This is a genomic window from Pseudonocardia sp. EV170527-09 (genome assembly GCF_008369905.1).
In the GTDB taxonomy this organism is placed as follows: Bacteria; Actinomycetota; Actinomycetes; order Mycobacteriales; family Pseudonocardiaceae; genus Pseudonocardia.
In genome coordinates, this window is the sequence record NZ_VRMC01000001.1 from 130,765 (window position 1) to 154,292 (window position 23,528).

General features: G+C 73.3%; 24 protein-coding genes. 6 read left to right on the top strand and 18 right to left on the bottom strand.

What is annotated here, in order from left to right:
• Window positions 1–24: 24 nt before the first annotated feature.
• From FVA95_RS00595 to FVA95_RS00610, 4 genes are all read right to left on the bottom strand, one after another.
• Window positions 25–1,368, bottom strand: a complete 1,344-nt coding sequence (locus FVA95_RS00595) for an MFS transporter (protein ID WP_149662428.1) — start codon at window positions 1,366–1,368, stop codon at window positions 25–27.
• A 62-nt stretch (window positions 1,369–1,430) separates the two neighbouring features.
• Window positions 1,431–2,105 carry an HAD family hydrolase gene (locus FVA95_RS00600; RefSeq protein ID WP_149662429.1) on the bottom strand — a complete coding sequence of 225 codons (675 nt, stop codon included), beginning with the start codon at window positions 2,103–2,105 and terminating at the stop codon, window positions 1,431–1,433.
• Window positions 2,106–2,212: 107 nt separating this feature from the next.
• Entirely contained in the window at window positions 2,213–2,761 is a 549-nt protein-coding gene (locus tag FVA95_RS00605) for a GNAT family N-acetyltransferase (RefSeq protein WP_020627823.1), read from the bottom strand.
• Window positions 2,762–2,796: 35 nt separating this feature from the next.
• On the bottom strand, window positions 2,797–4,497 hold the full coding sequence (locus FVA95_RS00610) for an L-lactate permease (protein WP_149662431.1): 1,701 nt from the start codon (window positions 4,495–4,497) through the stop codon (window positions 2,797–2,799).
• 180 nt (window positions 4,498–4,677) lie between these two features.
• On the opposite strand from FVA95_RS00610, the gene FVA95_RS00615 reads away from it, so the two are divergent.
• Window positions 4,678–5,892 carry a cytochrome P450 gene (locus tag FVA95_RS00615; protein ID WP_205015724.1) on the top strand — a complete coding sequence of 405 codons (1,215 nt, stop codon included), beginning with the start codon at window positions 4,678–4,680 and terminating at the stop codon, window positions 5,890–5,892.
• A 22-nt stretch (window positions 5,893–5,914) separates the two neighbouring features.
• On the top strand, window positions 5,915–6,535 hold the full coding sequence (locus tag FVA95_RS00620) for a TetR/AcrR family transcriptional regulator (protein ID WP_149662432.1): 621 nt from the start codon (window positions 5,915–5,917) through the stop codon (window positions 6,533–6,535).
• A 232-nt stretch (window positions 6,536–6,767) separates the two neighbouring features.
• On the opposite strand, the gene FVA95_RS00625 is transcribed toward FVA95_RS00620, so the two are convergent.
• Window positions 6,768–7,805, bottom strand: coding sequence for an ABC transporter substrate-binding protein (locus FVA95_RS00625; RefSeq protein WP_149662433.1), 1,038 nt, complete (start codon window positions 7,803–7,805; stop codon window positions 6,768–6,770).
• Between the two features lie 81 nt (window positions 7,806–7,886).
• Window positions 7,887–9,755, bottom strand: coding sequence for a molecular chaperone HtpG (htpG, locus tag FVA95_RS00630; RefSeq protein WP_255474604.1), 1,869 nt, complete (start codon window positions 9,753–9,755; stop codon window positions 7,887–7,889).
• A gap of 232 nt (window positions 9,756–9,987) precedes the next feature.
• Between htpG and FVA95_RS00635 the strand changes: the two genes are divergently transcribed.
• Window positions 9,988–10,356, top strand: coding sequence for a hypothetical protein (locus FVA95_RS00635; RefSeq protein ID WP_149662434.1), 369 nt, complete (start codon window positions 9,988–9,990; stop codon window positions 10,354–10,356).
• Window positions 10,357–10,449: 93 nt separating this feature from the next.
• Window positions 10,450–12,753 (top strand): protein translocase subunit SecD, encoded by a 2,304-nt coding sequence (gene secD / locus FVA95_RS00640; protein WP_240051172.1) that lies wholly within the window; start codon window positions 10,450–10,452, stop codon window positions 12,751–12,753.
• Window positions 12,754–12,960: 207 nt separating this feature from the next.
• On the opposite strand, the gene FVA95_RS30645 is transcribed toward secD, so the two are convergent.
• Together FVA95_RS30645 and FVA95_RS00650 are read right to left on the bottom strand one after the other, a co-directional pair.
• A complete protein-coding gene (locus FVA95_RS30645) occupies window positions 12,961–13,470 on the bottom strand; it encodes a hypothetical protein (RefSeq protein WP_161992150.1) in 510 nt (169 codons plus the stop codon).
• A 51-nt stretch (window positions 13,471–13,521) separates the two neighbouring features.
• Window positions 13,522–14,439, bottom strand: coding sequence for a LysR family transcriptional regulator (locus FVA95_RS00650; protein ID WP_149662436.1), 918 nt, complete (start codon window positions 14,437–14,439; stop codon window positions 13,522–13,524).
• Window positions 14,440–14,525: 86 nt separating this feature from the next.
• On the opposite strand from FVA95_RS00650, the gene FVA95_RS00655 reads away from it, so the two are divergent.
• The gene (locus FVA95_RS00655; protein WP_149662437.1) at window positions 14,526–14,939 is read left to right on the top strand and encodes a VOC family protein; all 414 of its coding nucleotides are present in this window, start codon (window positions 14,526–14,528) and stop codon (window positions 14,937–14,939) included.
• Window positions 14,940–14,951: 12 nt separating this feature from the next.
• Here FVA95_RS00655 and FVA95_RS00660 read toward each other — a convergent pair whose 3' ends face one another.
• The 5 genes from FVA95_RS00660 to FVA95_RS00680 form a co-directional block, all read right to left on the bottom strand.
• A complete protein-coding gene (locus tag FVA95_RS00660) occupies window positions 14,952–15,656 on the bottom strand; it encodes a hypothetical protein (protein WP_149662438.1) in 705 nt (234 codons plus the stop codon).
• A 62-nt stretch (window positions 15,657–15,718) separates the two neighbouring features.
• Window positions 15,719–16,006: a DUF1905 domain-containing protein gene (locus tag FVA95_RS00665; RefSeq protein WP_149662439.1), complete on the bottom strand. Its 288-nt coding sequence runs from the start codon at window positions 16,004–16,006 to the stop codon at window positions 15,719–15,721.
• A 20-nt stretch (window positions 16,007–16,026) separates the two neighbouring features.
• Window positions 16,027–16,620: a DinB family protein gene (locus FVA95_RS00670; protein ID WP_149662440.1), complete on the bottom strand. Its 594-nt coding sequence runs from the start codon at window positions 16,618–16,620 to the stop codon at window positions 16,027–16,029.
• A 98-nt stretch (window positions 16,621–16,718) separates the two neighbouring features.
• Window positions 16,719–17,432, bottom strand: a complete 714-nt coding sequence (locus tag FVA95_RS00675) for a siderophore-interacting protein (RefSeq protein WP_149662441.1) — start codon at window positions 17,430–17,432, stop codon at window positions 16,719–16,721.
• On the bottom strand, window positions 17,429–18,106 hold the full coding sequence (locus FVA95_RS00680) for an O-methyltransferase (RefSeq protein WP_149662442.1): 678 nt from the start codon (window positions 18,104–18,106) through the stop codon (window positions 17,429–17,431). Before FVA95_RS00680 ends, FVA95_RS00675 begins: the two co-directional genes overlap by 4 nt.
• Window positions 18,107–18,209: 103 nt before the next feature.
• On the opposite strand from FVA95_RS00680, the gene FVA95_RS00685 reads away from it, so the two are divergent.
• Entirely contained in the window at window positions 18,210–18,827 is a 618-nt protein-coding gene (locus FVA95_RS00685; RefSeq protein WP_149662443.1) for a TetR/AcrR family transcriptional regulator, read from the top strand.
• A gap of 480 nt (window positions 18,828–19,307) precedes the next feature.
• Here the strand turns inward: FVA95_RS00685 and FVA95_RS00695 are convergent, their stop codons facing one another.
• The 5 genes from FVA95_RS00695 to FVA95_RS00715 form a co-directional block, all read right to left on the bottom strand.
• Window positions 19,308–19,808 (bottom strand): DUF3291 domain-containing protein, encoded by a 501-nt coding sequence (locus tag FVA95_RS00695; RefSeq protein WP_164514825.1) that lies wholly within the window; start codon window positions 19,806–19,808, stop codon window positions 19,308–19,310.
• Window positions 19,809–20,115: 307 nt separating this feature from the next.
• Window positions 20,116–21,357 (bottom strand): site-specific integrase, encoded by a 1,242-nt coding sequence (locus FVA95_RS00700; protein WP_149662445.1) that lies wholly within the window; start codon window positions 21,355–21,357, stop codon window positions 20,116–20,118.
• A 2-nt stretch (window positions 21,358–21,359) separates the two neighbouring features.
• Entirely contained in the window at window positions 21,360–21,560 is a 201-nt protein-coding gene (locus FVA95_RS00705; protein ID WP_149662446.1) for an AlpA family transcriptional regulator, read from the bottom strand.
• On the bottom strand, window positions 21,550–23,097 hold the full coding sequence (locus tag FVA95_RS00710; protein WP_193564264.1) for a replication initiator: 1,548 nt from the start codon (window positions 23,095–23,097) through the stop codon (window positions 21,550–21,552). Before FVA95_RS00710 ends, FVA95_RS00705 begins: the two co-directional genes overlap by 11 nt.
• A 71-nt stretch (window positions 23,098–23,168) precedes the next feature.
• The coding region (locus FVA95_RS00715; RefSeq protein WP_161992151.1) for an ATP-binding protein at window positions 23,169–23,528 on the bottom strand (360 nt) is incomplete at its 5' end.

A 23,528-nucleotide genomic window follows, 5' to 3' on the forward strand; every position in this document is an offset into this window, starting at 1 on the left:
CGCCCGCGTCGGTGCCCGCCCGCGTCACCCCCCGGCCGGGGCGGCGGCGCGGGCGCAGCCGAGCGCCACGAACGCGCCGAGCAGGGTGAACCCGGTCGCGACCAGCACCGCCACCTGCCAGCCCGCCAGCAGCCGGGCCACCGGCTCGTTACCGGCCGGCGAGGTCAGCACCGAAGTCACCGTGACGCCGACGGCGGCCCCCAGGTAGCGGGCGGTGTTGTTGATGCCGCTGCCGGTGCCCGCGCGGTCCGCCGGCACCGAGGCCACGGCCTCGCGGCCGAGCGTCGCGTTGACGACCCCGGTGCCGACACCGACGACGACCAGCGCGGCCAGGACCACCCCGGTCCCGGAGCCGGTGGCGAGCAGTCCGAGCTGACCGGCCGTCATGACCAGCAGGCCGACGCCCAGACGGACCCCGCCGGTGACCCGCTCGCTGATCCGGCGGGTCAGCAGCGCGGTGACGATGCTGGTGCCCGACCAGCCGAGCAGCAGCAGCGCCGCCGTCGCGGGGGCGGTGCCGTGCACCGGGGCGAGCACGGCGGGCAGGTAGGAGCTCAGCGAGATGATGCCGAGCCCGGTGGCCAGGCTCGCGACCGTCGCCCCGACCAGCCCGGGGTGGCGGAACAGCCGGGGACCGGCCATCGGGTGCGGCACGACGAACTGGACCACGACGAACCCGGCCAGCAGCGCCGCCCCGACCGCGAGCAGCACGACCGTCGTGGTGGTGACCGGCAGCCGTCGCGCCTCGGTGAGTCCCGCGAGCAGCGCCGTCAGTCCGACCGCGAGCAGCACCATCCCGCTGACGTCGACCGGACGCGGGGCGCTGGCGGTGGACTCGGTCAACAGCACCCGCGCGGCCACGGCCAGCGCCAGCCCGGCGACGCCGACGGCCAGGTAGAGCACCCGCCAGGGCAGCACACCGGCGAGCAACGGCCCGGCGGCGATCCCGGCGGCGAGCGCCGCGCCCCACAGGCCGGTCGCGGCCGAGCGGCGCGGGCCCGGCGGCAGCGCGTGCCCGATCAGGGCGAGGCTGCACGCGACGACCGCGGCCGCCCCGACGCCCTGCCCGATCCGGCCGGCGACGAACCCGGCGGTGCCGGTGGCGAACGCCCCGCCCGCCGAGGCCAGGGCCAGCACCACCGCACCGGTCGTGAACACCGCGCGCCGCCCCAGCCGATCGGCCAGGGTCCCCGCGGTCAGCAGCACCGCGGTGAGCCCCAGGCTCATCGAGCTCAGGATCCAGGAGCGCCCCGACGGCGAGGAGCCCAGGTCGGCCGCGATCGGGGCCAGGGTGGCCAGCGGCGCGGTGTAGCTGACCAGGGCCAACGTCGTCCCGAGCGACGCCACCGCCACCGTGCGTCGGGCCACGCCGCCACCCCCGTCGTCACCGCGGACCGGTCATGATCAGGAGGGACGCTACGCCGCGGGGCTCAGCTGGGCAGGCCGAGCAGCGCGGGCAGGTCCGCGACCGAGTCGATGACGGCGTCGGCGCCCGCGGCGCGCAGCCGCGGCTCGCCGTGCGCCCCGCCCCGCACCCCGACGGCGAGGCCCGCCCCCGCCCGGACGGCGGCGTCGATGTCGGCGGTCGCGTCACCGGTCACGGCGACCTGCGCGGGCTCGGTCCCGGCCCGCCGGGCGGCGGCGTGGAGCAGGTCGGGCTCGGGCAGGCCGCGACCGTCGACGTCGGCGGGCGACAGGACCATGTCCGCCCTCTCGGTGAACCCGAGCGCCGACACCAGGCGGTCCCGCAGCTCGGGCTCGAACCCGCAGGTGAGAGCCACGCTCAGGCCGGCGTCGCGGAGTGCGTCGAGGGTCTGCGCGGCGCCGGGGACCGGGCGTACGCGGCCCGCGTCCAACGCGGCGTGCAGGTGGTCGGCGAACGCGGAGTGCGCGCGCCGGGCCCGGTACATGTCGCCGTCGAGCAGTTCGCCGAGCACCGTCATGACCGGGCGGTCCATCGTCGCGCGGGCCTGGCGGTCCAGCGCCGGGTAGCACGGGCCGTCGACGCGGACCCCGGCGGCGCGCAGGCCGGCACGCAGACCGGCGAGCACGAGCCCGTCGTCGGCCATCGTCGTACCCGCCAGGTCGAGCACCGCCAGTTGCACGGGTGAACTCCACCGGCGCCGGATGACGATCACCCGTCTCCCGGTCGACTTCCGGGTGAACCGGCCGCGTCACTCCGGGGCCGGCGGCCGCCGGGGCGTCGCGGCGGTCACCACAGCTCGCCGTCGCGCCAGTCGCAGACGAGGGCGCGGGTCGGGTCGAGCGGCGCGTCGACGGGCAGGACGTGCACGCTGCCGCGCTCGTCGGGGGTGTCGACGATGCCGTCCGGGGTGAGCGCCGCGAGCGGGCCGCGCCACGGTTCCCACCCGAGCCTGCGGTAGAGCCGCGCGGCACGGGCGGCGGCGCCGAGCGCCCCGAGCCGGTACCCGCCGCGCACGATCCGGTCCACCTCGGCCATCAGCAGCCCGCCGAGCCCGCCACCCTGGAGCCCGGGCCGCACGGCGACGGCCTCGACGTAGCCGGTGCGCAGCGCGACGCCGTCGTGCAGCAGCCGCCGCCCCACGACGGCGGCGTGCCCGACCGGGTCGTGCACCGGCCCGGCGAGCACGTGCACCCCGCCGAGTGCGTGGTCGAACGAGGCGTCGTCGAACCCGCCGGTCCCGTCGGCGTCGGCGGGGAACGCGGCGTCGAGCAGGGCGCGCAGGCCCCGGAGCCCGTCCCGCCCGAGATCGGCGGTGGGCAGGACGGTCAGGCGCACCCGACCGATCCTTCCGCAGAGCCCCACTCCGTGTCTCAGAAGGTCGGGAGCATCCATCCGAGCACCGGGGTCGACTGCAGGAACACCAGCACGCACAGCACCGCGAGCAACCCGACGCTCCACAGGACGGTCCGTCGGAACAGCTCGGACTCCCGGCCGGCGATGCCCACGGCCGTCGCCGCGATGGTCAGGTTCTGCGGGCTGATCATCTTCCCGACGACGCCGCCGGAGGTGTTCGCCGCGACCATCAGGTGCGGGCCGAGCCCGGCCCGCTCGGCCGCGGTCTGCTGCAGCGTCGCGAACAGGGCGTTGGCCGAGGTGTCCGAGCCGGTGACCGCGGTGCCGAGCCAGCCGAGGATCGGCGACAGGAAGGCGAAGGCCGCGCCGGTCCCGGCGATCCAGGTGCCGATGGAGATCGTCTGCCCGGACAGGTTCATCACGTAGGCCAGCGCGAGGACGGTGGCCACGGTCAGGAAGGCGAACCGCAGCCGGTACGCGGTCCCGGTGAACTCGCGGACGGCCGTCGCGGGCGAGAGCCGGTACAGCACGGCGACCCCGATGCCGCAGATCAGCAGCAGCGAGCCGGGTGAGGACAGCCACTGGAGGCTGTAGACCGTGGTCGACACCGGGTCCCCGGACGTGCCGAGGACGTGCCCGTCCAGGCCCGGCCAGCCGATCCCGACGTCGGTCCCGGACAGGAAGGACGCCACCGGGCCGACCAGCTTCGCCACCGAGAACACCACGATGATCAGCAGGTACGGGGCGAAGGCCATGACCAGCCGGCCGACCGACAGTGCCTGCGAACGCTCGGCGAGGGTGCGCTGCTCGGTCGCGACGGACCCGCCGCCGTCGGCTCCGCCCGGCTCGTCGACGGGCGCGTCGGCGGTGCGCTCGACGCGCAGTGTCTCCCTCGCCTCGGCGCCGCCGCGCGGCTGCCAGAAGCGCAGCAGGAGCACGCCGGCGGCCAGGCCGGCCAGCGAGGCGACGATGTCGGTGAGCTCGACCGACAGGTAGGTGGCGGCCAGCCACTGGGCGAGCGCGAACGCGAGTCCGATGACGAGCGCGACCGGCCAGACCTGGCGCACGCCGCGCCTGCCGTCGACGAGCAGCACCAACAGCGTCGGGACGACGAACGCGAGCACCGGGGTCTGGTGGCCGACGACGGCGCCGATCTCGTCGTACGGGATCCCGGTGAGGGTGCCCGCGGTGATGATCGGGGTGCCGACCGCGCCGAACGCGACGGGCGCGGTGTTGGCCAGCAGCACGACGACCGCCGCCCGGACCGGGGAGAACCCGAGCGCCATCAGCATGACGCCGGTGATCGCCACCGGGGCGCCGAACCCGGCCAGCGCCTCGAGCAGCCCGCCGAAGCAGAACGCGATGATGATCGCCTGCACCCGGGGGTCGTCGGAGATCAGCCCGAAGGCGGCGCGCAGGTCCTCGAACCGGCCCGCGGCCACGGTGAGCTGGTAGAGCCAGATCGCGGTGAAGACGATCCACATGATCGGGAAGAGACCGAACACCGCTCCCTCGGTGGCCGAGAGCAGGGCCAGGTGAACGGGCATTCCGAAGGCCGCCACCGCGACCACGACCGCGACGACGAGTGCGGACAGTCCGGCCCAGTGCGCCTTCCAGCGCAGGGCACCCAGCGTCACGAAGATCGCCACCAGCGGGAGCAGTGCGACGAGCGCGGACAGCCAGACACTGCCGAGCGGTTCGGGATCGTGCTGGAACACAGGTCGCCCCCGGGGGCGCCGTCGCCGTTGACGGTCGCAGCCTGTCACGCTTCGCCCGGTTTCACCGGTTCGGCGGCCATCCGAGGGCGTACCGGACAGGGCACACAAAACGAGAGCGCACTGTCGTTTGAGCCGCTACCGTGGAGAGGACGCGCCGCCCACCCACCGGAGGCCAGCACCATGACCGACACCGCCACGGACTTCTCGCTCCCGCTGCACATGCGCCGCGACCGGTTCCGGCCCGACGCCGACCTGGAGCGCATCCGGGACTCCGGCGAGATCCCGCGGGTACGGACCGCGTTCGGCGCCGACGCCTACCTCGTGACCCGCTACGACGACGTGCGCCAGGTGCTCGGCGACGCCGCCACCTACTCCAACGCCGGGAGCGCCGCGCTGACCCGCCCGGACGCCCCGCCGCTCTCGGAGCGGGAGCAGGAGCAGATGCGGGCGGGCCAGCTGCTGGCGCAGGACCCGCCGGAGCACACCCGGCTGCGCCGCTTCCTCACCCGCGAGTTCACCCAGCGCCGGATGACCCGCCTGGAGCCGCGGATCACCGAGATCGTCGACGAGCACCTCGACGCGCTGGAGGCCGCCGGGCCGGGTGCCGACCTGGTCACCCTGTTCGCCCTGCCGGTGCCGTCGATGGTCATCTGCGAGCTGCTCGGGGTGCCCTACACCGACCGCGACGAGTTCACCGCACGCTCGACCCGCCTGCTCGACGTGTCCCTGCCGGCGCAGGAGCGGCTCGCCGTCGGCCGGGAGAACCGGGCCTACATGAGCCGGCTCGTCGACGGGGCGCTGGCCGACCCGGGCGAGGACATCCTGGGCATGCTGATCCGCGAGCACGGCGAGGAGATCAGCCACGACGAGCTGGTCGGGATCGCATCGCTGCTGCTGATCGCCGGGCACGAGACGACGTCGAACATGCTGTCGCTGGGCACCCTGGCGCTGCTGGAGGACCCGGAGCAGGCCGCGCTGCTGCGCAGCGACCCCGAGCTCGCCCGCCCCGCCGTGGAGGAGCTGCTGCGCTGGTTGTCGATCGTGCACACCGGCGTGGTCAGGGTGACGACGACCGACACCGTCCTGCGTGATACCCCAATCCCGGCGCAGTCGCTGGTGATGTGCTCGCTCCCCGCGGCCAACCGCGACCCCGGGTCCGGGTTCGACGACCCGGCCCGGCTCGACGTCACCCGCGGCGCGGCCGGGCACGTCGCATTCGGGCACGGGGTGCACCACTGCCTCGGCGCCCCGCTGGCCAGGATGGAGATGGCGACGGCGTTCCCCGCCCTGCTCCGCCGCTTTCCCACGCTCGCCCCGGCCGGGCCGGTCCCGCCCGAGGCCTTCCGGGCCTACCATTTCGTCTACGGCATGCACACGCTGCCGGTGACCTGGTGAGCCAGGGCGATACCGTGCTCTGATGACCGCTTCGTCGCTCGACGGCTCCCCGGCGGGCCGTCCGCTGCGCGCCGACGCCGCCCGCAACCACCGCCGGATCGTCGACACGGCGGCCGCGGCGTTCGAGTCGGACGGAGCGGACGTCCCACTGGAGGAGATCGCACGCCGGGCCGGGGTCGGCGTCGCGACGCTGTACCGCCGGTTCCGGACCCGCGACGTGCTGGTGCGGGCGGTGCTGGAGCAGGTGTTCGTCGCCGAGATCGAGCCGACCGCGGCCGCCGGGGACGGCGATCCGTGGGCCGACCTGGCCGGGTCGCTGGGCCGCGCGGTGGAGGCCATCGCCGGACGCCGGACGCTCCTGAAGCTGGCCCGGGAGGCCGGTGCGTTCGATGTCGAGTCCGTCGCGCGCTACGGCCGGACGCTGACCCGGCTGCTGGACCGGGCGCGCGAGGCGGGTGCGGTCCGCCCGGAGCTCACCCCACGGGACCTGTCGGCGGTGCTGGTCATGGCGCTCGCCGTCGCCGAGGGGTCGGACGCGGCGCCGACGGCGTCGGGCGAGGACCGCGCCCGCTACCTGGCGCTGCTCCTCGACGGGCTGCGCCCGGGGAACCCGCCGCTGCCCGCGGGCTCGGAGGAGACCTAGCAACGATCGGGGCACGGTGGCCCCCACGGGCGGTGCGGACCGGATACGGTTCTGCCCGTCCGCTCGGCAACGGCGCCGGGCGGATCCGCACTCCTCCGCTCCGTCGCACCGGGTGCCGCAGCGGTCGGACCGCAGCCGCCGGGACCTGCGCCGGGCCGGGACTCGGCAGTCGAACCGGACCGCGCGACGCCGCCCGGCCACCCGACCGGACCGCGCGCGACGCCGCCGGGGTTCAGCCGCCGAACCGGTCCGGATGCAGCCGGCGGGCGAGCGTCGCGACCGCGTCGGCGTTGCGGATGCCGGGACTGACCTCGGCGAAGGTCGTGGTGAACACCTTGCCGTCGCGGACCGCGGGGACCGTGGCCAGGGCCGGGTCGTTCCGCAGCCGCTCGGCCAGCGGCTCCGCGCCCTCCGGTCCGACATCGCGCCCGCAGCAGGCCGGGATCACGATCACGTCCGGGCGGGCCGCGACGATGCCCTCCAGCGACACGGTGCGCTGCCGGCCGGCGATGGTGTCGAACGCCTGCCGCCCGCCCGCGGCCTCGATGATCGTCGTCGCGACGTCGCCGGTGCCGAAGACCCGCAGTTCACCGGTGCTGCCCGGGGAGTTCAGCATCGCCACCCGCGGACGGTCGGCGATCCCGGCGAGCCGGCCTGCCACGTCGCCGAGGGTGCTGCGCATGCCGGCGACGACCTCCGCGGCCCGGTCCTCGGCGCCGAGCAGCCGACCGAGGTCGGTGAGGTCGCGCTCGACGCCGGCGAAGGACACGTCGTTGGCGCCGATGCTCTGCTGGCCGCCGCCGTCGGCGGTCGGGCAGTAGGCGCTGAACAGGAAGGTCTCCGTGCCGGTGGCGCCGAGCTCGGCGCGGGTGCCGAGGCCCTCCCGGGTGAACGCGCCGGTGAAGCCGGAGACGACGAGGTCCGGATCGACCCGCAGCACCTCCTCGCGCGACGGATACTCCTCGGGCCAGTAGCTCTGCGGGCGGAAGTCACCGTCGAGCTGCGCCGGCAGCGGGTTGTCCAGGTAGGCCGCACCGACGAGCCGGTCCCCCGCCCCGAGCGCGAGGACGGCCTCGATGCCGTTCTGGAACATCGCGACGACCCGCTCCGGGCGCTGCACCGGGACGTCAACGCCGCAGTTCACCACCGACGCCGTGGCAGGTGCGGCGCCGAGGTCGCCGGGCGCCGGAGCCGGGCCACCCGCGCCGCACCCCGCGAGGAGCAGCAGCCCGGCGAGCAGCGGCGCCCAGCGGCGCGGGTTCCCGATCACGGCGACAGCATAGCCACGACACCTGATTAGCTCTTCAGATGTGCGGCTCTCGTCACGGGCCGGTCCCCGCGCCGCCCGGCGTCAGAGGGTGTGCTGCAGCCGCTCCGCGAGCAGCCCCACGAACCGGGACGGGTCGGCGAGCTCGCCGCCCTCGGCCAGCAGCGCCATGCCGTGCAGCAGCTCGACGGTGCCGCTCTCGTCCTTGCCGGCCGCGCGCGCGTCCCGCAGCCCGGTGACCAGCGGGTGCGACGGGTTGAGTTCGAGGATCCGCTTCACCTTCGGCGGCTCCTGCCCCATCGCCCGGTACATCTTCTCCAGGGTCGGGGTCATGTCGAACTCGTCGCCGACGAGGACGGCCGGGGAGGTGGTGAGGCGGGTGGAGAGCCGCACCTCCTTGACGTCCTCGGTCAGGACCTCGGCCATCCAGGTGCAGAGGTCGGCGAACTCGGCCTGCTTGGCTGCCGCCTCCTCCTTCTCCTCGTCGGTCTGCAGGTCGACCTGGCCCTTGGCGATCGAGCGCAGCGGGGTGCCGTCGAAGCCGTCGACGGCGTCGACCCACACCTCGTCGACCGGGTCGGTCAGCAGCAGGACCTCGTAACCCTTGTCCCGGAACGCCTCCATGTGCGGGGAGGCCTCGATCGCGGTCCGCGAGTCACCGGTCATGTAGTAGATCGCGTCCTGACCCTCACGCATCCGCTCCTTGTAGGCGGCGAGCGAGGTCGGCTTCTCCGCGTCGTGGGTGCTCTCGAACACCGACACCCCGAGGATGGTGTCGCGGTTGTCGGCGTCGGACAGCAGGCCCTCCTTGAGCGCCCGGCCGCACTGCTCCCAGAAGGTCGCGAACTTCTCCGGCTCGTTGTCGCGCATCGACCCGAGGACCGACAGCACCTTCTTCACCAGGCGCCTGCGGATCGCCGAGATCTGGCGGTCCTGCTGCAGGATCTCCCGCGACACGTTCAGCGAGAGGTCCGCGGCGTCGACGACGCCCTTGACGAACCGCAGGTACTCGGGGACGAGCGCCTCGCAGTCGTCCATGATGAACACCCGCCGGACGTAGAGCTGCACCCCACGGCGGGCGTCGCGCATGTAGAGGTCCATCGGTGCGACCTTCGGCAGGAACAGCAGCGCCTGGTACTCGAAGGTGCCCTCGGCGGCGAGCCGGATCGTCTCCAGCGGCTCCTGCCAGTCGTGGCTGACGTGCCGGTAGAACTCGGCGTACTCCTCCTCGGTCACGTCCTTCTGCGGGCGGGCCCACAGCGCCTTCATCGAGTTCAGCGTCTCGGGCGCGGCGTCGTCGGTGTCCCCCGCCGTGCCGATTCCGGCAGGCATGCGGACCGGCCAGGTGATGAAGTCGGAGTAGGTCTTCACGATGCGCCGCAGGACCGAGGGGTCGGCGTAGTCGTGCAGCTGGTCCTCGGCGTCGGACGCCTTGAGGTGCAGGGTGACCGCGGTGCCCTGCGGGGCGTCGGCGACCGGCTCGATCGTGTAGGTGCCCTCGCCGTCGGAGCTCCAGCGCACGCCCTCGGCCGTGCCGGCCTTGCGCGTCACGAGCTCGACCCGGTCGGCCACCATGAACGAGGAGTAGAAGCCGACGCCGAACTGGCCGATCAGCTCCTGGCGGGCGTCGTCACCCGCCTCCCGGAGCTTCGCGAGGAGCTCCGCGGTGCCCGACCGCGCGATCGTGCCGATCAGGTCGACGACCTCGTCGCGGGTCATGCCGATGCCGTTGTCGCGGACGGTGAGGGTGCGCGCCTCGGCGTCCGGCACGAGCTCGACGTGCAGGTCGTCGGTGTCGGCGCCCAGGTCCTTGTCCTGGTAGGCGGCGAGACGGAGCTTGTCCAGCGCGTCGGAGGCGTTGGAGATCAGCTCGCGCAGGAAGACGTCCTTGTTCGAGTAGATCGAGTGGATCATCAACCGCAGCAGCTGCCGGGCCTCGGCCTGGAACTCGATCGTCTCGCCGCCGGTCGTCCCGCCGCCGGTCTCCGCGGAGTCGGTGTTCTGGCTGGTCGACGGATCCGTGCTCACGTCAGTCGTCCTCTCGGGTCTTCACGGGTGGTGCGGTCACGATTGTGCCGAACCGGGACGGTCGCGCGCCCCCCAGTCCGACCCCTGCTCCGTCGGCGGCGACGCGGTGACCGGTACCGTCGCGGGCGGAAACCCCCGAACCGGACGGATCACCCTCGTGCGCACGACCCGCAGCCCGGCCCGCCGCCTCGTCGCGGTGCTGCTGCTGTCGCTGGTGGCCGCGCTCGCCCCGGTCGCCGGGTCACTGACCGCCGAGGCCGTCCCGGCCACGGCGGCGGCCTCGGTCGGGCAGGACGTCGCTCCCGCCGAGGCGCCCCGGCCCGCGCTGCTGGGGCGCTCCGCCCACGACGGTCCGGTCGCACCCGACGCGACCGGCCATCCCGGCCCGGCCCTGGACCTGCTGGTCCTCGACGCCGCCGGGCTCCCGCACGACGCGCCCGGGCCCGTCGACGACCGCACGACGACCGCCGCCCCGGAGCCCGGGACCGGCGCGGACATCGGGTCGCGGGGACCCCCGCGGGCCTGACCGGACGACCCCACCGGTCGCCACCGCCCGCGACTCCCCCGCACCCCCGCCGTGCCCCGGTCCCTACCGGGGTGCCCGCCGCCGAGGATCCCTGTGAAGCCACGCCCCGTGCTCTGGCGGGCGCTCATCGCGCTCGCCGTGCTCGCCCTGTCCTCCGTCGTCGCGCTCACCACCGCCCCCACGCTGGGCCTGGACCTGCGCGGCGGCACCCAGATCGTGCTGGAGACCCGCGACACCCCCGAGGTCGCCGCCGACGGTGAGGCCACCGACCGCGTGCTGGAGGTGCTGCGCGGGCGCATCGACGGGCTCGGTGTCGCCGAGCCCAGCCTGGCCCGGTCCGGGGAGAACCGGATCATCGTCGAGCTCCCCGGGCTGACCGACCCCGCGGAGGCCGCGGAGACGCTCGGGCGCACCGCGCAGCTGACGATGCACCCGGTGCTGGGGGTCGGTGACCCCGCCGCCGGGGGTACCGGCGTCGACGAGCAGGGCCAACCGCTGCAGCTCGGCCCGCCGGCCCTGACCGGCGACATGGTCGGCTCGGCGATGTCCTCGCCCAACCCGCAGGGCGTCGGACACATCGTCAACATCTCCTTCGACGGCGACGGCCCCGCCCGCTGGCAGGCCCTCACCGGCCAGGCCGCCTGCGCGCCGTCCGGCGACCCGCAGCGTCGGGTCGCGATCGTGCTCGACCAGCAGGTCATCTCCTCCCCGCAGGTCGTCGAGGACATCCCGTGCAACGTCGGCATGCTCGGCGGGCAGACCCAGATCACCGGCAACTTCTCCCCCGAGCAGGCCTCCGAGCTGGCCGTGCTGATCGAGGGCGGCGCCCTCCCGCTGCCCGTCGAGATCATCGAGCAGCGGACCGTCGGCCCGACCCTGGGCGCCGACGCGATCTCCGCGAGCGCCTGGGCCGCGATCATCGGCTCCGCGCTGGCCGGGGCCTTCCTCATCGTGGTGTACCGGCTCGTCGGGTTCGTCGCCGTCATCGCGCTCGGCGGGTACGCGCTCGTCGCCTACGCGGTGCAGACCGGGCTCGGCGCGACACTCACGCTGCCCGGCCTGGCCGCCTTCGTCCTCGCGGTCGGCATGGCCGTCGACGCGAACGTGCTGATCGCCGAACGCTCCCGCGAGGAGTACGCGGCGAGGCCACGCCTGGAACGCGCCTCGGAGATGGGCTACGCCAACTCGCTGTCCGCGGTCGGCGACGTCGCGGTGACCTCGCTGCTCGCCGCCGTGCTGCTGTTCGGACTCGCGTCGGGGCCGGTCCGCGGGTTCGGTGTCACGCTGGTCATCGGTGTGGTCGTGTCGCTGTTCTCGGCGTTGGTGCTGTCCCGGCTGCTCACCCTCGCCGTCCTGCGGATCCCCGCGGTGAAGCGCCGGCCGAGGATCACCGGCATCACCGAGATCGGCCCGGTCCGGCGCAGGCTGGAGGCGAGCGACCCCGGGTTCCTGCGGCGCCCGGCCCGCTACCTCGCCGTCGCCGGGGTCGTCGTGGTCGTGATGGTGTCCGGGCTGTTCGTACGCGGCCTGGAGCTCGGTGTCGAGTTCACCGGTGGCCGGCTGGTCGAGTTCACGATGTCGAACCCGGTGAGCGTGGAACAGGTCCGCGACGCCGTCGGCGCCACCGGGATCGGCGGGCTCACCGTCACCGAGACCGGTGACGGCGCGGTCGCCCTGCGCTCCGGCGAGCTCACCGACGCCCAGGTCGGGCAGCTGCGCGAGGCCGTCGGCGCGGCGGGTGGCGGCGCCGAGCTGCTCCGCGACGAGCTCATCGGGCCCAGCCTCGGTGCCGAGCTGGCCCGCGGCGGGATCATCGCGCTGGGTGTCGCGCTCGCCGCGCAGTTCCTGTACCTGGCGTTCCGGTTCCGCTGGACGCTCGGCGCCGGCGCGGTCGCGGCGCTGCTGACCAACGTCCTCGTGGTGGTCGGGGTGTTCGCCTGGACCGGCCGCACCGCCGACGGGGTGTTCCTCGCGGCACTGCTCACCGTCATCGGCTACTCGGTCAACGACACCGTCGTCGTGTTCGACCGCGTCCGCGAGCACTGGGCACGCAACGCGACGCTGCCGTTCCACACGGTCGTGGGGTCGGCGGTGCTCTCGACCCTGCCGCGGACGGTGAACACCGGCATCTCGACGCTGACGATCCTGGCCGTGCTGCTCTTCCTCGGCGGGGCGACCCTCGGCGACTTCGCGCTGGCGCTGATCGTGGGCATCGTGGTCGGGACGGTGTCGACGATCGTCGTCGCCGGGCCGGTGTCGATCCTGTTGCAGCGGCGCTGGCCGGGGCCCGCGCCGCGGACGTCCGGAGCGAAGCAGCCGGTCGGCAAGGCGGGACGGCGCCACCCGTCGAAGGCCGACCGGGCACGGCGCCGCGCGGGCGACGGCGCGGTCGTCTGAGTGCGCGCGGGTCACGAGCGGCCCCCGAGGTCGAGGCGTTCACCGCAGCGGTCGATCCCGGCGCGGATCATCGCGCCGTAGCCGTCGTCGGGCAGCGCCCCCACCCCGTCCCGGGCACGGGTCAGGTGGTGGCGGGCTGGTCCACGGGTCCTCCGGCGCTCGGGGCGGGTCGGGACGCATGCTGCACCGGACCCCCGACAGTTCCGTTCACCCGCTGGGCAGCTCCCGCCAGCGCGCCTCGACCGCGCGCCACTCGCGGTCCACCCGTCCCGACGCCCGGGCCCGGCCCAGGACGCCGGCGGCCGTGTACAGCGCGACCAGCAGGAACCCACCGACGACCAGCACCGTCGCCGACCGCAGGATGCCGGCCGTACGGACCTCGGTCGGGTGGGTCGGAGCGGCCGGGGCACCGTCCGGGCCGAGCCACAGCCCGACCGTCCGGCCGGGGTCGACCCGCCCGGCGACGGTCACCGTGGCGGTCCGCACCACGCCGCGGTCGTCGGTCCAGCCGACCACGACGGACCCCGGTCCCGCGGTCGTCCCGAGCACGGTGGCGCCCACCCGTGTGGTTCCGGTCGCCTCGGCGGCGGCGGTCTCGGCGGCGGCGCCGGCCGCGATCGCGAGCAGCAGGAGCAGCCCGGCCGCGACGGGCACGACGACCCGCCGGAGTCCGGCCAGGGCCTGCTCGACACCGTCGGGCTCGTCGCAGAGGTTCATGGGTCGAGGGTCGGCCCGTCCGGTCCACCGGACAATGCGGAAGTTCCGCTCTCAGCCTTCGACTGTGGCAGAGACAGAGCGGATGTGGTCGGCGAGTGCCTGCACCGCGGGCCACCCCGGCGAGCTCGGCTCCAGGGCCGCTCCCCAGCACAGCGACAGCCCTCGCCGGGCCCACGACTCGTCCAACGCGACCACCTGCAGGCGGCCGGCGCGGGCCGGGACGGCGGCCGCGCGACGGGGCACGACGGCGAGTCCGGCCCCCGCCTCGGCCAGCGCGACCACCGTGCCCAGGTCCGCGGCGCGGGTGCGGTACCGCGGCGCGAGCCCGGCCTCGGCCGCCTGCGCGTCGAGCGAGAGCTGCAGCGGTGCCGACGCGGCCAGCCCCACCATCGGGTGCTCGGCCGCCTCGGCGAACGCGATCGTGTCCCGGCCGTCGAGCACACCGTGCCCGGTGCCGACGACGACCAGCGAGTCGTCGCACAGCGGCTCGGCGCGCAGTCCCTGTCCGGCGGCCACGTGGTCGAGCACGATCCCCAGGTCCGCTCCACCGTCGGCGAGGGTGCGGGCGGTCTCGACGCTGCGCCGCAGGGTGACGTCGACGTCGGAGTGCGGCCGGGCCAGCAGGAACGCCGTCACCGCCCGCGGCACGAGGTCGTGCATCGCGGAGCTCCCGGCGAGCAGCGACAGGGGCGCGCTCGCCGGCCGGGAGTAGGAGGCGATCGCGCCGTCGAGGCGCGCCGCCCGGTCGAGGACGTCGCGGGCGTGCCGGGCCAGTGCCCGCCCTGCCGGGGTGGTGCGCACACCGCGCCGCTCCCGGACCAGCAGCTCGACCCCGGCGTGCCGCTCCAGGGCCCGGACCCGCGCGCTCGCCGACGGCAGGCTCAGGTTGGCCCGCGCGGCGCCACCGGTGATGGAGCCCTCGGCGACGACGTGCAGGAACAGCCGTAGGTCGGTGAAGTCGTACTGCACCCGTCGAGCCTATGGCAGTGCCGTACCCAGCGGGTGGCTCGTCACGCGGACAGGGGCCGTCCTCGTCGTGGGCCAGGATCGTCGCCATGACCCCGACCCTGCAGATCGCGTTCGATGCCGCGGACCCGCACGCCCTCGCGCGGTTCTGGGCGGCTGCCCTCGGTTACGAGGTGGAGGACCACACGACGGTCGTCGACGGCCTGCTGGCCGCCGGACACCTCGGCGAGGCCGACGTGCTGGCCGACGGCGAACGCCGCGGGTTCCGCGACGTCGCCACCGCCCGCGGGCCGGGGCCGCGGCTGTTCGTACAGCGTGTCCCCGAGTCGAAGTCGGCCAAGAACCGGGTGCACCTGGACCTGCAGGTCGGGCAGGACGAGGCGCCCGCGGAGGTGGAGCGCCTGGTCGCGCTCGGGGCGCGGGTGCTGTGGACGACGAGCGACCGGGGCCCGGTGACCACCACGCTCAGCGACCCCGAGGGCAACGAGTTCTGTGTGAGCTGAGACCCGCCCGGCTCAGGCGGGTTCGAAGTCGTAGACCCGGCCGCCGACCTGCATCAGGTCGACCGCGCCGACCAGGCCGCCGTCGCCCCCGCCCTGGTTGAACCCGGCGGCGTAGGCGGTCATGTGCGGGTACTCGGCCATGATCTGTTCCAGGGTGCGCTGCTCGCCGCCGTCGCGGCACTGCCGGTAGGCGTCCACCCGGCCGATCTGGTGGGTCAGGCAGAAGGTGCCGGCGCCGACGTCGTAGCGGGTCCAGGTGCCGGCGGGCGCCCGGTCGGGCAGGTAGGTGAGGACGTACAGGTCACGGGCTTCGAGGGTGCCCCCGTTGACGTCGACGGCGATCGCGAACGACGGCATCTGCCCGCTCGAGGACGCCGGGTCGCGGTAGGCCCAGTAGCTGGCATCGGTGAACCGGGACAACGGCCCGGCGACCTCGTCGGTGGCGTACTGGCGCTTGTCCCCGTCGCCCGGGGTGCGCAGCTCGAGCGCGCCGGTGCCGCCGTCGGGCGGGGCACCGTGGCGGGCGGTGTACTCGCGGCTGCCGGAGCCCTCGTCGAGGGTCCCGGCGAACTGGTTGGAGGCCGTCGGGGTGACGGTCACCCGCCCCGAGGGGCCGAACGGGCCGATCGCCAGTGCGGGCTGCAGCGAGGCGAGCCCGACCAGGGCCGCAACCGCCAGGGCGGCCGCGACCGCTCCGTTCCGTCGTCGTCGACGCATCCGTCCTCCTCGAGCGGGTCCGTGCTGGTCAACGACCGGACCGGCGCGGGGATACCCGCGCGTCACCGGCGGGTACGGATCTCCAGCTCGACCTGCACGACGTCGCCGACCTCGACCTCCTCGGCCCGGCGTACAGCATCCTTCGCGGGCAGGAGGAACCCGCCGTCGCGCGGGAAGAGCGAGGTGCTGAACCGGGTCGCACCCAGCACGGCGTCGACGGGGACCATGCCCCAGCCGTAGGTGACGTCCCGCGCGACGTCGGCGACGACCGCCGCGGCATCGTCCGGCAGCCGCACGAAGTGGTACGGCGCCGGACCCCGCCAGTGCACGATCTCCCCCGCGATCCGCATGGCGACGATCCTGACACCGCTCAGGCCAGCACGGTGCCCGGCGCGGCGTCGTACGGGGTGAAGAAGTCGTTCGCGGGGGCCCCGGCGAGGGTGAGCTCCAACGCCGGGACGGCGGCACCGTCGATCTGCTCGCGGATGATGTCGGCGTGGCCCGCGTGCCGGGCGAACTCCTCGACCAGGTGGACGAGGTAGTAGCGGGTGTGGATCGGGCGCGCGTCGTGGATCCCGTTCCACGGGGTGGGCGGCGCCGTGGACTCCGTTGCCGGATCGGTCCGCGAGACGACGGCGAGCAGCTCGGTCCGTGCGTCGTCGAACTCGGCCAGGGTGCCGGCGACCGTCTCGTCGTCGCCGATCGCGAAGCTGGCGGTGAACTCGGCGACCGCGGCCGCGTCGAGGGGCTGGGTGGTGACCTCGGTGGTCAGCCGCTGCACCGCGCCGCGCATGCAGTGGGCAGCGTGCTTGATCAGGCCGCCCACCGAGAGCGCGCTGCGGCACGGGGTCGCACGGGCCTGCTCCTCGGTGAGGCCGTACAGGGCCGAGCGGATCGCCGTGAGCTGCTGGTCGATGTAGTGGAGGAGACCGGTGGTCTCGTCGTGGCGGGCGGGTGCGTACATGGCGTCCTCCGGGGTGTTCGGGAGCGGTCGAGGACGACCCTGCCGCCCGATGCGGTCAGGTCCGGTCCTCGGCGGCGGAGGCCCCCCGACCGCAGGAGTCAGTCCATTCCGGTCCTCCCCGGCGCCCAGAACGGCTTGGTCACGACGTTGCGCCGGTGCCAGCCCCGGTCGCGGACCAGGTGCTCGCGCACCATCTGTATGGTCCCGGCCTCGCCCGCCAGGTACGCCGTCCCCGGTGTCTCCGGCAGGTCCAGGTTCGCCACGGCCACGACGAGATCGGCGGACTTGACGGCCGATCGGCCGTTGCGGTGGATCCAGGTGACCTCGCCGGGTATCGGTAGCTGGTCCTGCTCGGTGTCGACCTCGATCGCCGCGTGCACCGGCGCGCCGTCGTCCAGTCCACGGATCATCGCGCCGAACGCGACCGCGGCGGTCTCGTCCCCGGCGAAGAGGTGGTAGGAGCTGGGCCGGGTGACGAACGAGCCCTCCGGTCCGAACACGCTGACCTCCTCACCCGGGCGGACCCGCCGTGCCCACTGCGCGCCCGGCCCCTCGCCGTGATCGAAGATCCGCAGCTCCATGCGGGTTCGGTCGTACTCCCAGATCGAGTAGGTCCGCAGCGCGCCGACGAGCAGGTCGACGACCGGGTTGGCCGCCCCGGCCTGCACACGGATCTGCTGACCGGGCTTCACCTCGAGGTCGCGGATCCCGGCGCCGGTGAGGGTGAGGGTGATCGCCCGGAAGCGGCCTGCGAGAGGCTCGACGCGCTCGACGGTCGCCGTCCGGAGCAGGGTGTCGATGAGTCGTTTCACGCGGGCACCGCCTCGGTCAGTACCGAGATCTCGGTGCCGCCGTGGAACGGGATGCGGACCGAGACGAACCCGTGCGCCGGGTCGCGGATCCAGGCGAGGTAGTCGGCGTAGAGGTCCGGCATGAGCCCGACGTTGTCGGTGATGACCAGGGCGCCCGGCCGCAGTGCCGGGGTCACCAGGCGGTGGACCTCGAGTGCGACGTCCGGGAAGCCGTCGTTGAGAAACATGTCGACCGGGCCGTCGAGGTCGCGCAGGGTCTCGCAGGCGTCGCCGACCCGGATCTCGACGTACTGCTCCAGACCGGCCTCGGCGACGTGGGCGCGGGCCCGCTCCGCCTTGCGCGGCACCCGCTCGGCGCTGATCACCGTTCCGCCGCCGTTGTCCCGGACCGCGGCGGCCAGCCAGATCGTCGAGATCCCGAACGACGTCCCGAACTCGACGATCGTGCGCGCGCCCGTGGCGCGGGCCTGGGTGTAGCAGTACGCCGCCTGCTCCTTCTCCAGGGTCAGGAACTCGTCGTCGAACGCGCGGACCTGTTCGGTGAGCTCGACGGGACGCGGGTACTCCGCGAGGTCCTTCGGCGGGACCGGCTCGGGCCGGCTGTCGGACTCGGCGTAGAGCCGTTCGAGGACGGCGGCGGTTCGCGGGTCGAGCATCCTGAGCACTTCGAGCATGGTGAGCCTTCCCTTGCTTGTATCATCGCAGCTAGAAGCCATATTCTAAGTAGGAGCTCACTTTCTGGGCTACTCGCTTTCGGCCCGCGCACCCGGGAGGGACATGACCCCGCAGCAGCGCCGGATCGCCGCACGTCGGCGGCCGCGTCAGGTCCGGGCAGAACTCACCCGCGAGCGGATCCTCACCGCGGCTGCTCACGTTTTCACCACGTACGGCTACGCCGCAGGCACCACGAACCGGATCGCCGAGGAGGCCCGGTGCTCGATCGGCTCGCTGTACCAGTACTTCCCGAACAAGGACGCGATCCTGGCCGAGCTCCTGACCCGGCACCTGGGCCAGGGCGCCGCGCCGCTGACGTCCGGTGAGGACGTAGGCGATCAGCCGTTGGAGGAGCTCGTGCGGGCGATGGTGCGCACCGCGATCGCGAACCACCGCGACGACCCACGACTGCTGCGGCTGTTCATGGAGGAAGCGCCCCGCGCCGGCGCCGTCATGACGAAGATCGAGGCGTACCAGCGCGGCCGGATGCTCAGGTTCCGGGACCTCCTGGTCCGCCATCCCGAGGTGGGCGTCGAGGACACGGAGGCCGCCGCGCAGATCGTCACGACCACCCTGGAGCTCATGGTCCACGCGCTGTCGGCGGCGCCGGACCGGATCCCCGCGCGACGGCTGGAGAACGAGCTGACCACGATGATCACCGCGTATCTCCGGGGGCGGTAGTCGGCTCGTCGAGGGGGATCTGTGGAGATGGAGTGACCACTGCCCCTGCCGGTACCGCAGCAAGCGAGTACCGGGACGCGGGTCGAGTGCTGCGATTCAAGGATCAATGACGAGCGCCCCTACAGAGCAGCTCGATGAACCGTTCCTGAGTGCAACTTCTCTCCGCTCGGATCTGCTGGCAGCGGACGAGCTTGCTCTACTGTGGCCGGTCCATCGACGACGCGGAAGCCGCGCTCGGACACGCACGCCTCCTGCAGCGTGTCGCCGACGCCCGGGACACCGTCGCCACACAGCTTCGGGCCGGAACCACGCTTCCCAGCATCTCGATCCCGCGGCAAGGCTGGGCGCTGCGTCGCGACGACTTCCTGCTCACCAGAACCCTGGAGATCGTGGTGCACACCACCGATCTGAGTGCCGGCCTCGGGATCGCCGTGGCTCGGCTGCCCCGCCGGCGTCGCCGACGACGGGACACCTCCTGCCTCAAGCGCGGCAGTACCAATCCTCGTGTCCGGAGATCGAGTCGGTCTCGGTACCGGGGACCGGGAACTGGACTCGGAACGTGAACGCCCGGGGCGTCGGTCCGTGAGCCCGGAGATGGGCGAGCCGCTCCTCAGCCTCGTCCACCGAAGGCCGATGCCCAGCCGGGACCCACCACAGCGCCTGATGCATCTCGCCGAGGCGCACGAAACTCTCACGCTTTCGGCGGAGCACCGCGACATGGGCCGGGTCGCGATACACGAAGTCGGCCAACGCCTCGACAGAGGCCCACACGGACATGTTGACGATGAGCCGGTCGTCCCCGAACGCCCGGACCGCGGTGGCGTCGCCGTCCTCGGTCTGCATGCGCCACCGGAACCCGGGCGCGCTGTCGACCACAGCGTTCACCGGAGCGAGAGCCTCCACGAACCACCCGAGTTCGGGCTCGGACAACGGAACCACCGGTAGCGCGATGTTGACCTGTGCAATCTCCCAGTCGCTCACGAAGCCGGACGCTAGCGAGCAGACGGCCCACGGCGCCACCCCCGAGGAACCGCATCCATCGGGCTCCGCCCGCGCCCGACACCGCTCGGGAATCGAGGAGGCAACGCAGGGCCGGTGACCTCCGCACGGCGCGCCGAGCATGATCATGTCCCAGGCCGTCACCGTGCCGTGGCACGTCGCCGAGAGGTCGCGAGAGCATCGTGCGCTGCTCAGCGCACGAACCCCGCTCCCCCGGCGCATGTCGGGCAGAGCGGGGCGGACGAGTCGGTCTGTAAGCCGGATGCAGAAGTCGCCGCAGGTCAGAGACCTATGAATCGCTCTGGGCCGTCCCCGGGCCGTCAGGTCGTTCCTCACGGCCTCCGAACGCGGCGTCGATCGCACGGCAGGTGCGGGCCGAGCTGGATGGCATCAGGTGGGTGTAGGTGCGCAGGGTGAAGCCCGGGTCGTGGTGACCCAGGTACTCGGAGAGCGCGCGGATGTTCTCCCCGGCGTCGAGCAGGACGGACGCGTAGTAGTGCCGGAGCGCGTGTGTCCCGTCCTGGCGGGTGGGGTTGACGACACCGGCCGCCCTCCGGGCCGGGTTCCACACGGCTTCGTTGAAGTGGTTGCGCCGCAGCGCTCCCCCACGCTCGTCGGTGAGCAGCAGGCGGGCCGTGGTCGGCTCGCCGGACGGTGTGCGCCACGGCAGCGTGACCGGCACCGGTGGGAACCGCTGCATGTGCTGGTCGACCAGGTGCAGGACGGCGTCCGGGATCGGGACGTCGCGGGTCTTGTTGCGCTTGGGAGGTGCGAACGCGAGTCGGCTGTCGACGAGGCGCACTTGCCGAACGACGTGGAGTATGCCGGCCTCCCGGTCGATGTCGCCCGGGGACACTCCGAACGCCTCCCCCTGCCGGAGCCCGCACCCGGCGCCGAGCGCCACGAAGATCGCGAACCGGTCCCGCATCGCCGTCCGAAGCGCGTCGACCCGCGTGCGCGACCACGGGATCACCTTGACCGGCGGGCGCTTAGGCCGGACCACCGACCGGGCGTGGCACGGGTTCTCGCGGATGAGCCGGTCGTCGACCGCGGCGGTCAGGATCGACGAGACGTGCGCGAAGCACCCGGCCTGGTAGCTCTCGGCGACGCCGCGATCCTGCATTCCGCGGATCCAGGTGCGGACGTCGGTGGGGCTGATGGCGCCCAGCTCACGGCGCTCGAAGAACGGCAGGATCTGCGCATTCAGCCGCCACGTCACGCTGTTGTGGGTCGACGCCTCGAACGTCTGGGAGGCCAGCCAGCGGCGAGCGTAGTCGCCGAAGGTGATCCGGCCGGCCTTCGGGTCGATGTAGCTGCCGTGGCTCTTGTCGCTCTCCATGCTGACCAAGAACTCGTCGGCGGCGCGCTTCCGACGGTCCGGGAAGCTCCGGCTGCGCTCGCGCCCCTCGGGGTCGAGGAACCGGACCCGGTATCGGTGTCCGCGGCCGAACCGCTCGGTCTTGCGACGCTCCGTCCTGCCGGTCGTCGGATCGCGTTCGTCGCGCCACCAGCGGTCTTCGACGTGACCCATGCCTACGCCACCTCCGAGCGCGACCCGGCGATCCAGGCACGCACCTCGGAGGGGTCGTATCGCAGGTGGCGACCGATCTTGTGCACCGGCGGGCCCTGGCCGAGCCACTTCCACTGGTAGAGGGTCTGGACGGGGACACCGAGGTAGTGGGACAGCTCAGCGGCCGTCCACAACGGATGGATCTCCGGTCGCTCACGCTGCATGACGGTCCTCCGTGGCGTCGCCGGGACCGGTTGCCGAACGGTCGTCGGGTGGTGCGTCGGCGGTCGCCAGGACGGCGGCGTCGTAGTCAGCGCGCCATCGACTCCGTTGGTTGATCGCGTGGAGCAGGAGCACCGTGCGGGGAGGCACGTCGGAGTCCCCCGGCTTGGTCGTCTCCCACTCGAACGGCCCGTCGTCGACGGCGTAGGCGGGTTGGACTCCGGCGCGGTCGAGGAGTTGCCGAACGAACGCGGTCCGTTCGGCGCGATGGTCGGACAGGCTCTTGTTGGACCACTTGCGGGAGACGAGCACTCGGCGTCCGGCGATGCCGAGGTGTTCGGGCTTGTGCGCTTTGCCCGTGCAATGCCCTGGCGTTGTGCCGGGTCGGGCGCCCTTGGGCTCGATGCCGTAGAGCAGCCAGATCGGGCAGCGCGGCGAGCACGGCGTGACGGCCAGTTCCGCGGCGAGGCGGCGGGCGTGCTCGCGCTGGCGGGAGGTCGCCGAGTCGTCGAGGCCGGCGGCCTGCCCGACGGACTTGGTGAGGTACTTGGTCAGGTAGCCGATGTGGCGTCCGGCCTCCTCCGTTCCGCCGAGGATGCCCTTGACGTGGACCTGCGGCCCGAACACCACCGTGTGCGCCGGAGCCGCGAGGACATCGGGGTCGGTGGCCTCGTCCCAGGTGGGCAGCGGCTCGCGGGTGTCCGGGTCGACGAACGCCTTGTGGTGGTTGTCCCAGCGGGGCAGCCGGTCCCCGGAGTAGACGATCTCGTCGTGCGCGGGCCACCAGACCTGGTGGTAGGTCGCCGCGGTGATCGCCCGCAGCTCGGAACGCGGGATGGTGCCGCGGATGGCGGCGTGGAAGTGCGGTGCCCCGCGCTTCTGCGGCTCCACGGTGCCGAAGTACTGCACGTCCCAGCCCACACACCGGCGGGTGTTCTGCCAGAACCGGTCCAGCAGCTTCGGGAAGTGGATCGCGTCCCGCGCGGCGCGGCGGTAGTCGTAGGTGTCCGGGTCGAGCGCGGCCCCGCGCTTGTCCACCCGCCCGTACGTATCGAGGGTCAGGGTGAGGAAGGTCGAGGGCCGGTACTTCCCGCCGAACACCCGGCCCAGGGTGCGGTCCTCCACCGGGCGGCGCGGGAGGTTCGGTGCGTCCTGGCGACGGCGGGTGGAGCGGCGCACTGTCTGTGGTGTCGGGTCGAGCGGAGCCAGGCGGCCACGGACACCGAGCGTGCGCAGCTCGGTGTCGACTTCGGCGACGGTCTCGCGGATCTCCTCGCACTCGGCGTCGTCGCCTTTGGCGCGGGCGTCGGTGTAGGCGGCGTGCAGGTCCGCCCGCACCGTCATCAGCTCCTTCTGCGCCGCGGTCGGGTCAGCAGGCTTGGCGATCGGTTCGTCCTCGAGGTGCCAGCCCTCGCGGCACTGCACCATGCGCAGCCGTCGAGCCTTCTCCGCGCACGGGCGGCACTGGTCCTCCCGCGTCGACCCGCACGGGACCGGGACGACGTCGACCCGGCCGCTGCTCTGATCGATCCGCCGCATCGCGAGCTGTCAACGGCGGGTTGGGAGTAACCCCGTAACGACGGATTGGGACTGACCCCCTTGTCGGGTGTTCAGTCGTTGCTGGCGCGGTTGTGCTTGGCTAGGAGCTCGCGGCGGGCGCGGGTGCGGTAGGAGTCCCCGGATAGGGTCAGGACCTCGGCGTGGTGGACGAGGCGGTCGATCATGGCTGCGGCGACGACGTCATCGGAGAAGGTCTCGCCCCACCGTCCGAAGGGCAGGTTCGAGGTGACCATGACCGAGCCCTGTTCATAGCGTGAGGCGATGAGCTGGAAGAACAGGTTCGCCGGGTCCTGGTCGAACGGGATGTAGCCGACCTCGTCGATGATGATCAGTTTGTAGCGGCGGATCTTCTTCAGCTCCGCCTCGAGTCGTCCGCTCTGGTGCGCGGCGGACAGTCTGGTGATCCAGTT

Coding starts and splice junctions, on each gene's coding strand:
- FVA95_RS00615 (WP_205015724.1), top strand. CDS start 4,678: ATGACCGACACCGCCACGGACTTCTCGCTCCCGCTGCACATGCGCCGC.
- FVA95_RS00620 (WP_149662432.1), top strand. CDS start 5,915: ATGACCGCTTCGTCGCTCGACGGCTCCCCGGCGGGCCGTCCGCTGCGC.
- FVA95_RS30645 (WP_161992150.1), bottom strand. CDS start 13,470: ATGAACCTCTGCGACGAGCCCGACGGTGTCGAGCAGGCCCTGGCCGGA.
- FVA95_RS00655 (WP_149662437.1), top strand. CDS start 14,526: ATGACCCCGACCCTGCAGATCGCGTTCGATGCCGCGGACCCGCACGCC.
- FVA95_RS00660 (WP_149662438.1), bottom strand. CDS start 15,656: ATGCGTCGACGACGACGGAACGGAGCGGTCGCGGCCGCCCTGGCGGTT.
- FVA95_RS00665 (WP_149662439.1), bottom strand. CDS start 16,006: ATGCGGATCGCGGGGGAGATCGTGCACTGGCGGGGTCCGGCGCCGTAC.
- FVA95_RS00670 (WP_149662440.1), bottom strand. CDS start 16,620: ATGTACGCACCCGCCCGCCACGACGAGACCACCGGTCTCCTCCACTAC.
- FVA95_RS00680 (WP_149662442.1), bottom strand. CDS start 18,106: ATGCTCGAAGTGCTCAGGATGCTCGACCCGCGAACCGCCGCCGTCCTC.
- FVA95_RS00685 (WP_149662443.1), top strand. CDS start 18,210: ATGACCCCGCAGCAGCGCCGGATCGCCGCACGTCGGCGGCCGCGTCAG.
- FVA95_RS00700 (WP_149662445.1), bottom strand. CDS start 21,357: ATGGGTCACGTCGAAGACCGCTGGTGGCGCGACGAACGCGATCCGACG.
- FVA95_RS00705 (WP_149662446.1), bottom strand. CDS start 21,560: ATGCAGCGTGAGCGACCGGAGATCCATCCGTTGTGGACGGCCGCTGAG.
- FVA95_RS00710 (WP_193564264.1), bottom strand. CDS start 23,097: ATGCGGCGGATCGATCAGAGCAGCGGCCGGGTCGACGTCGTCCCGGTC.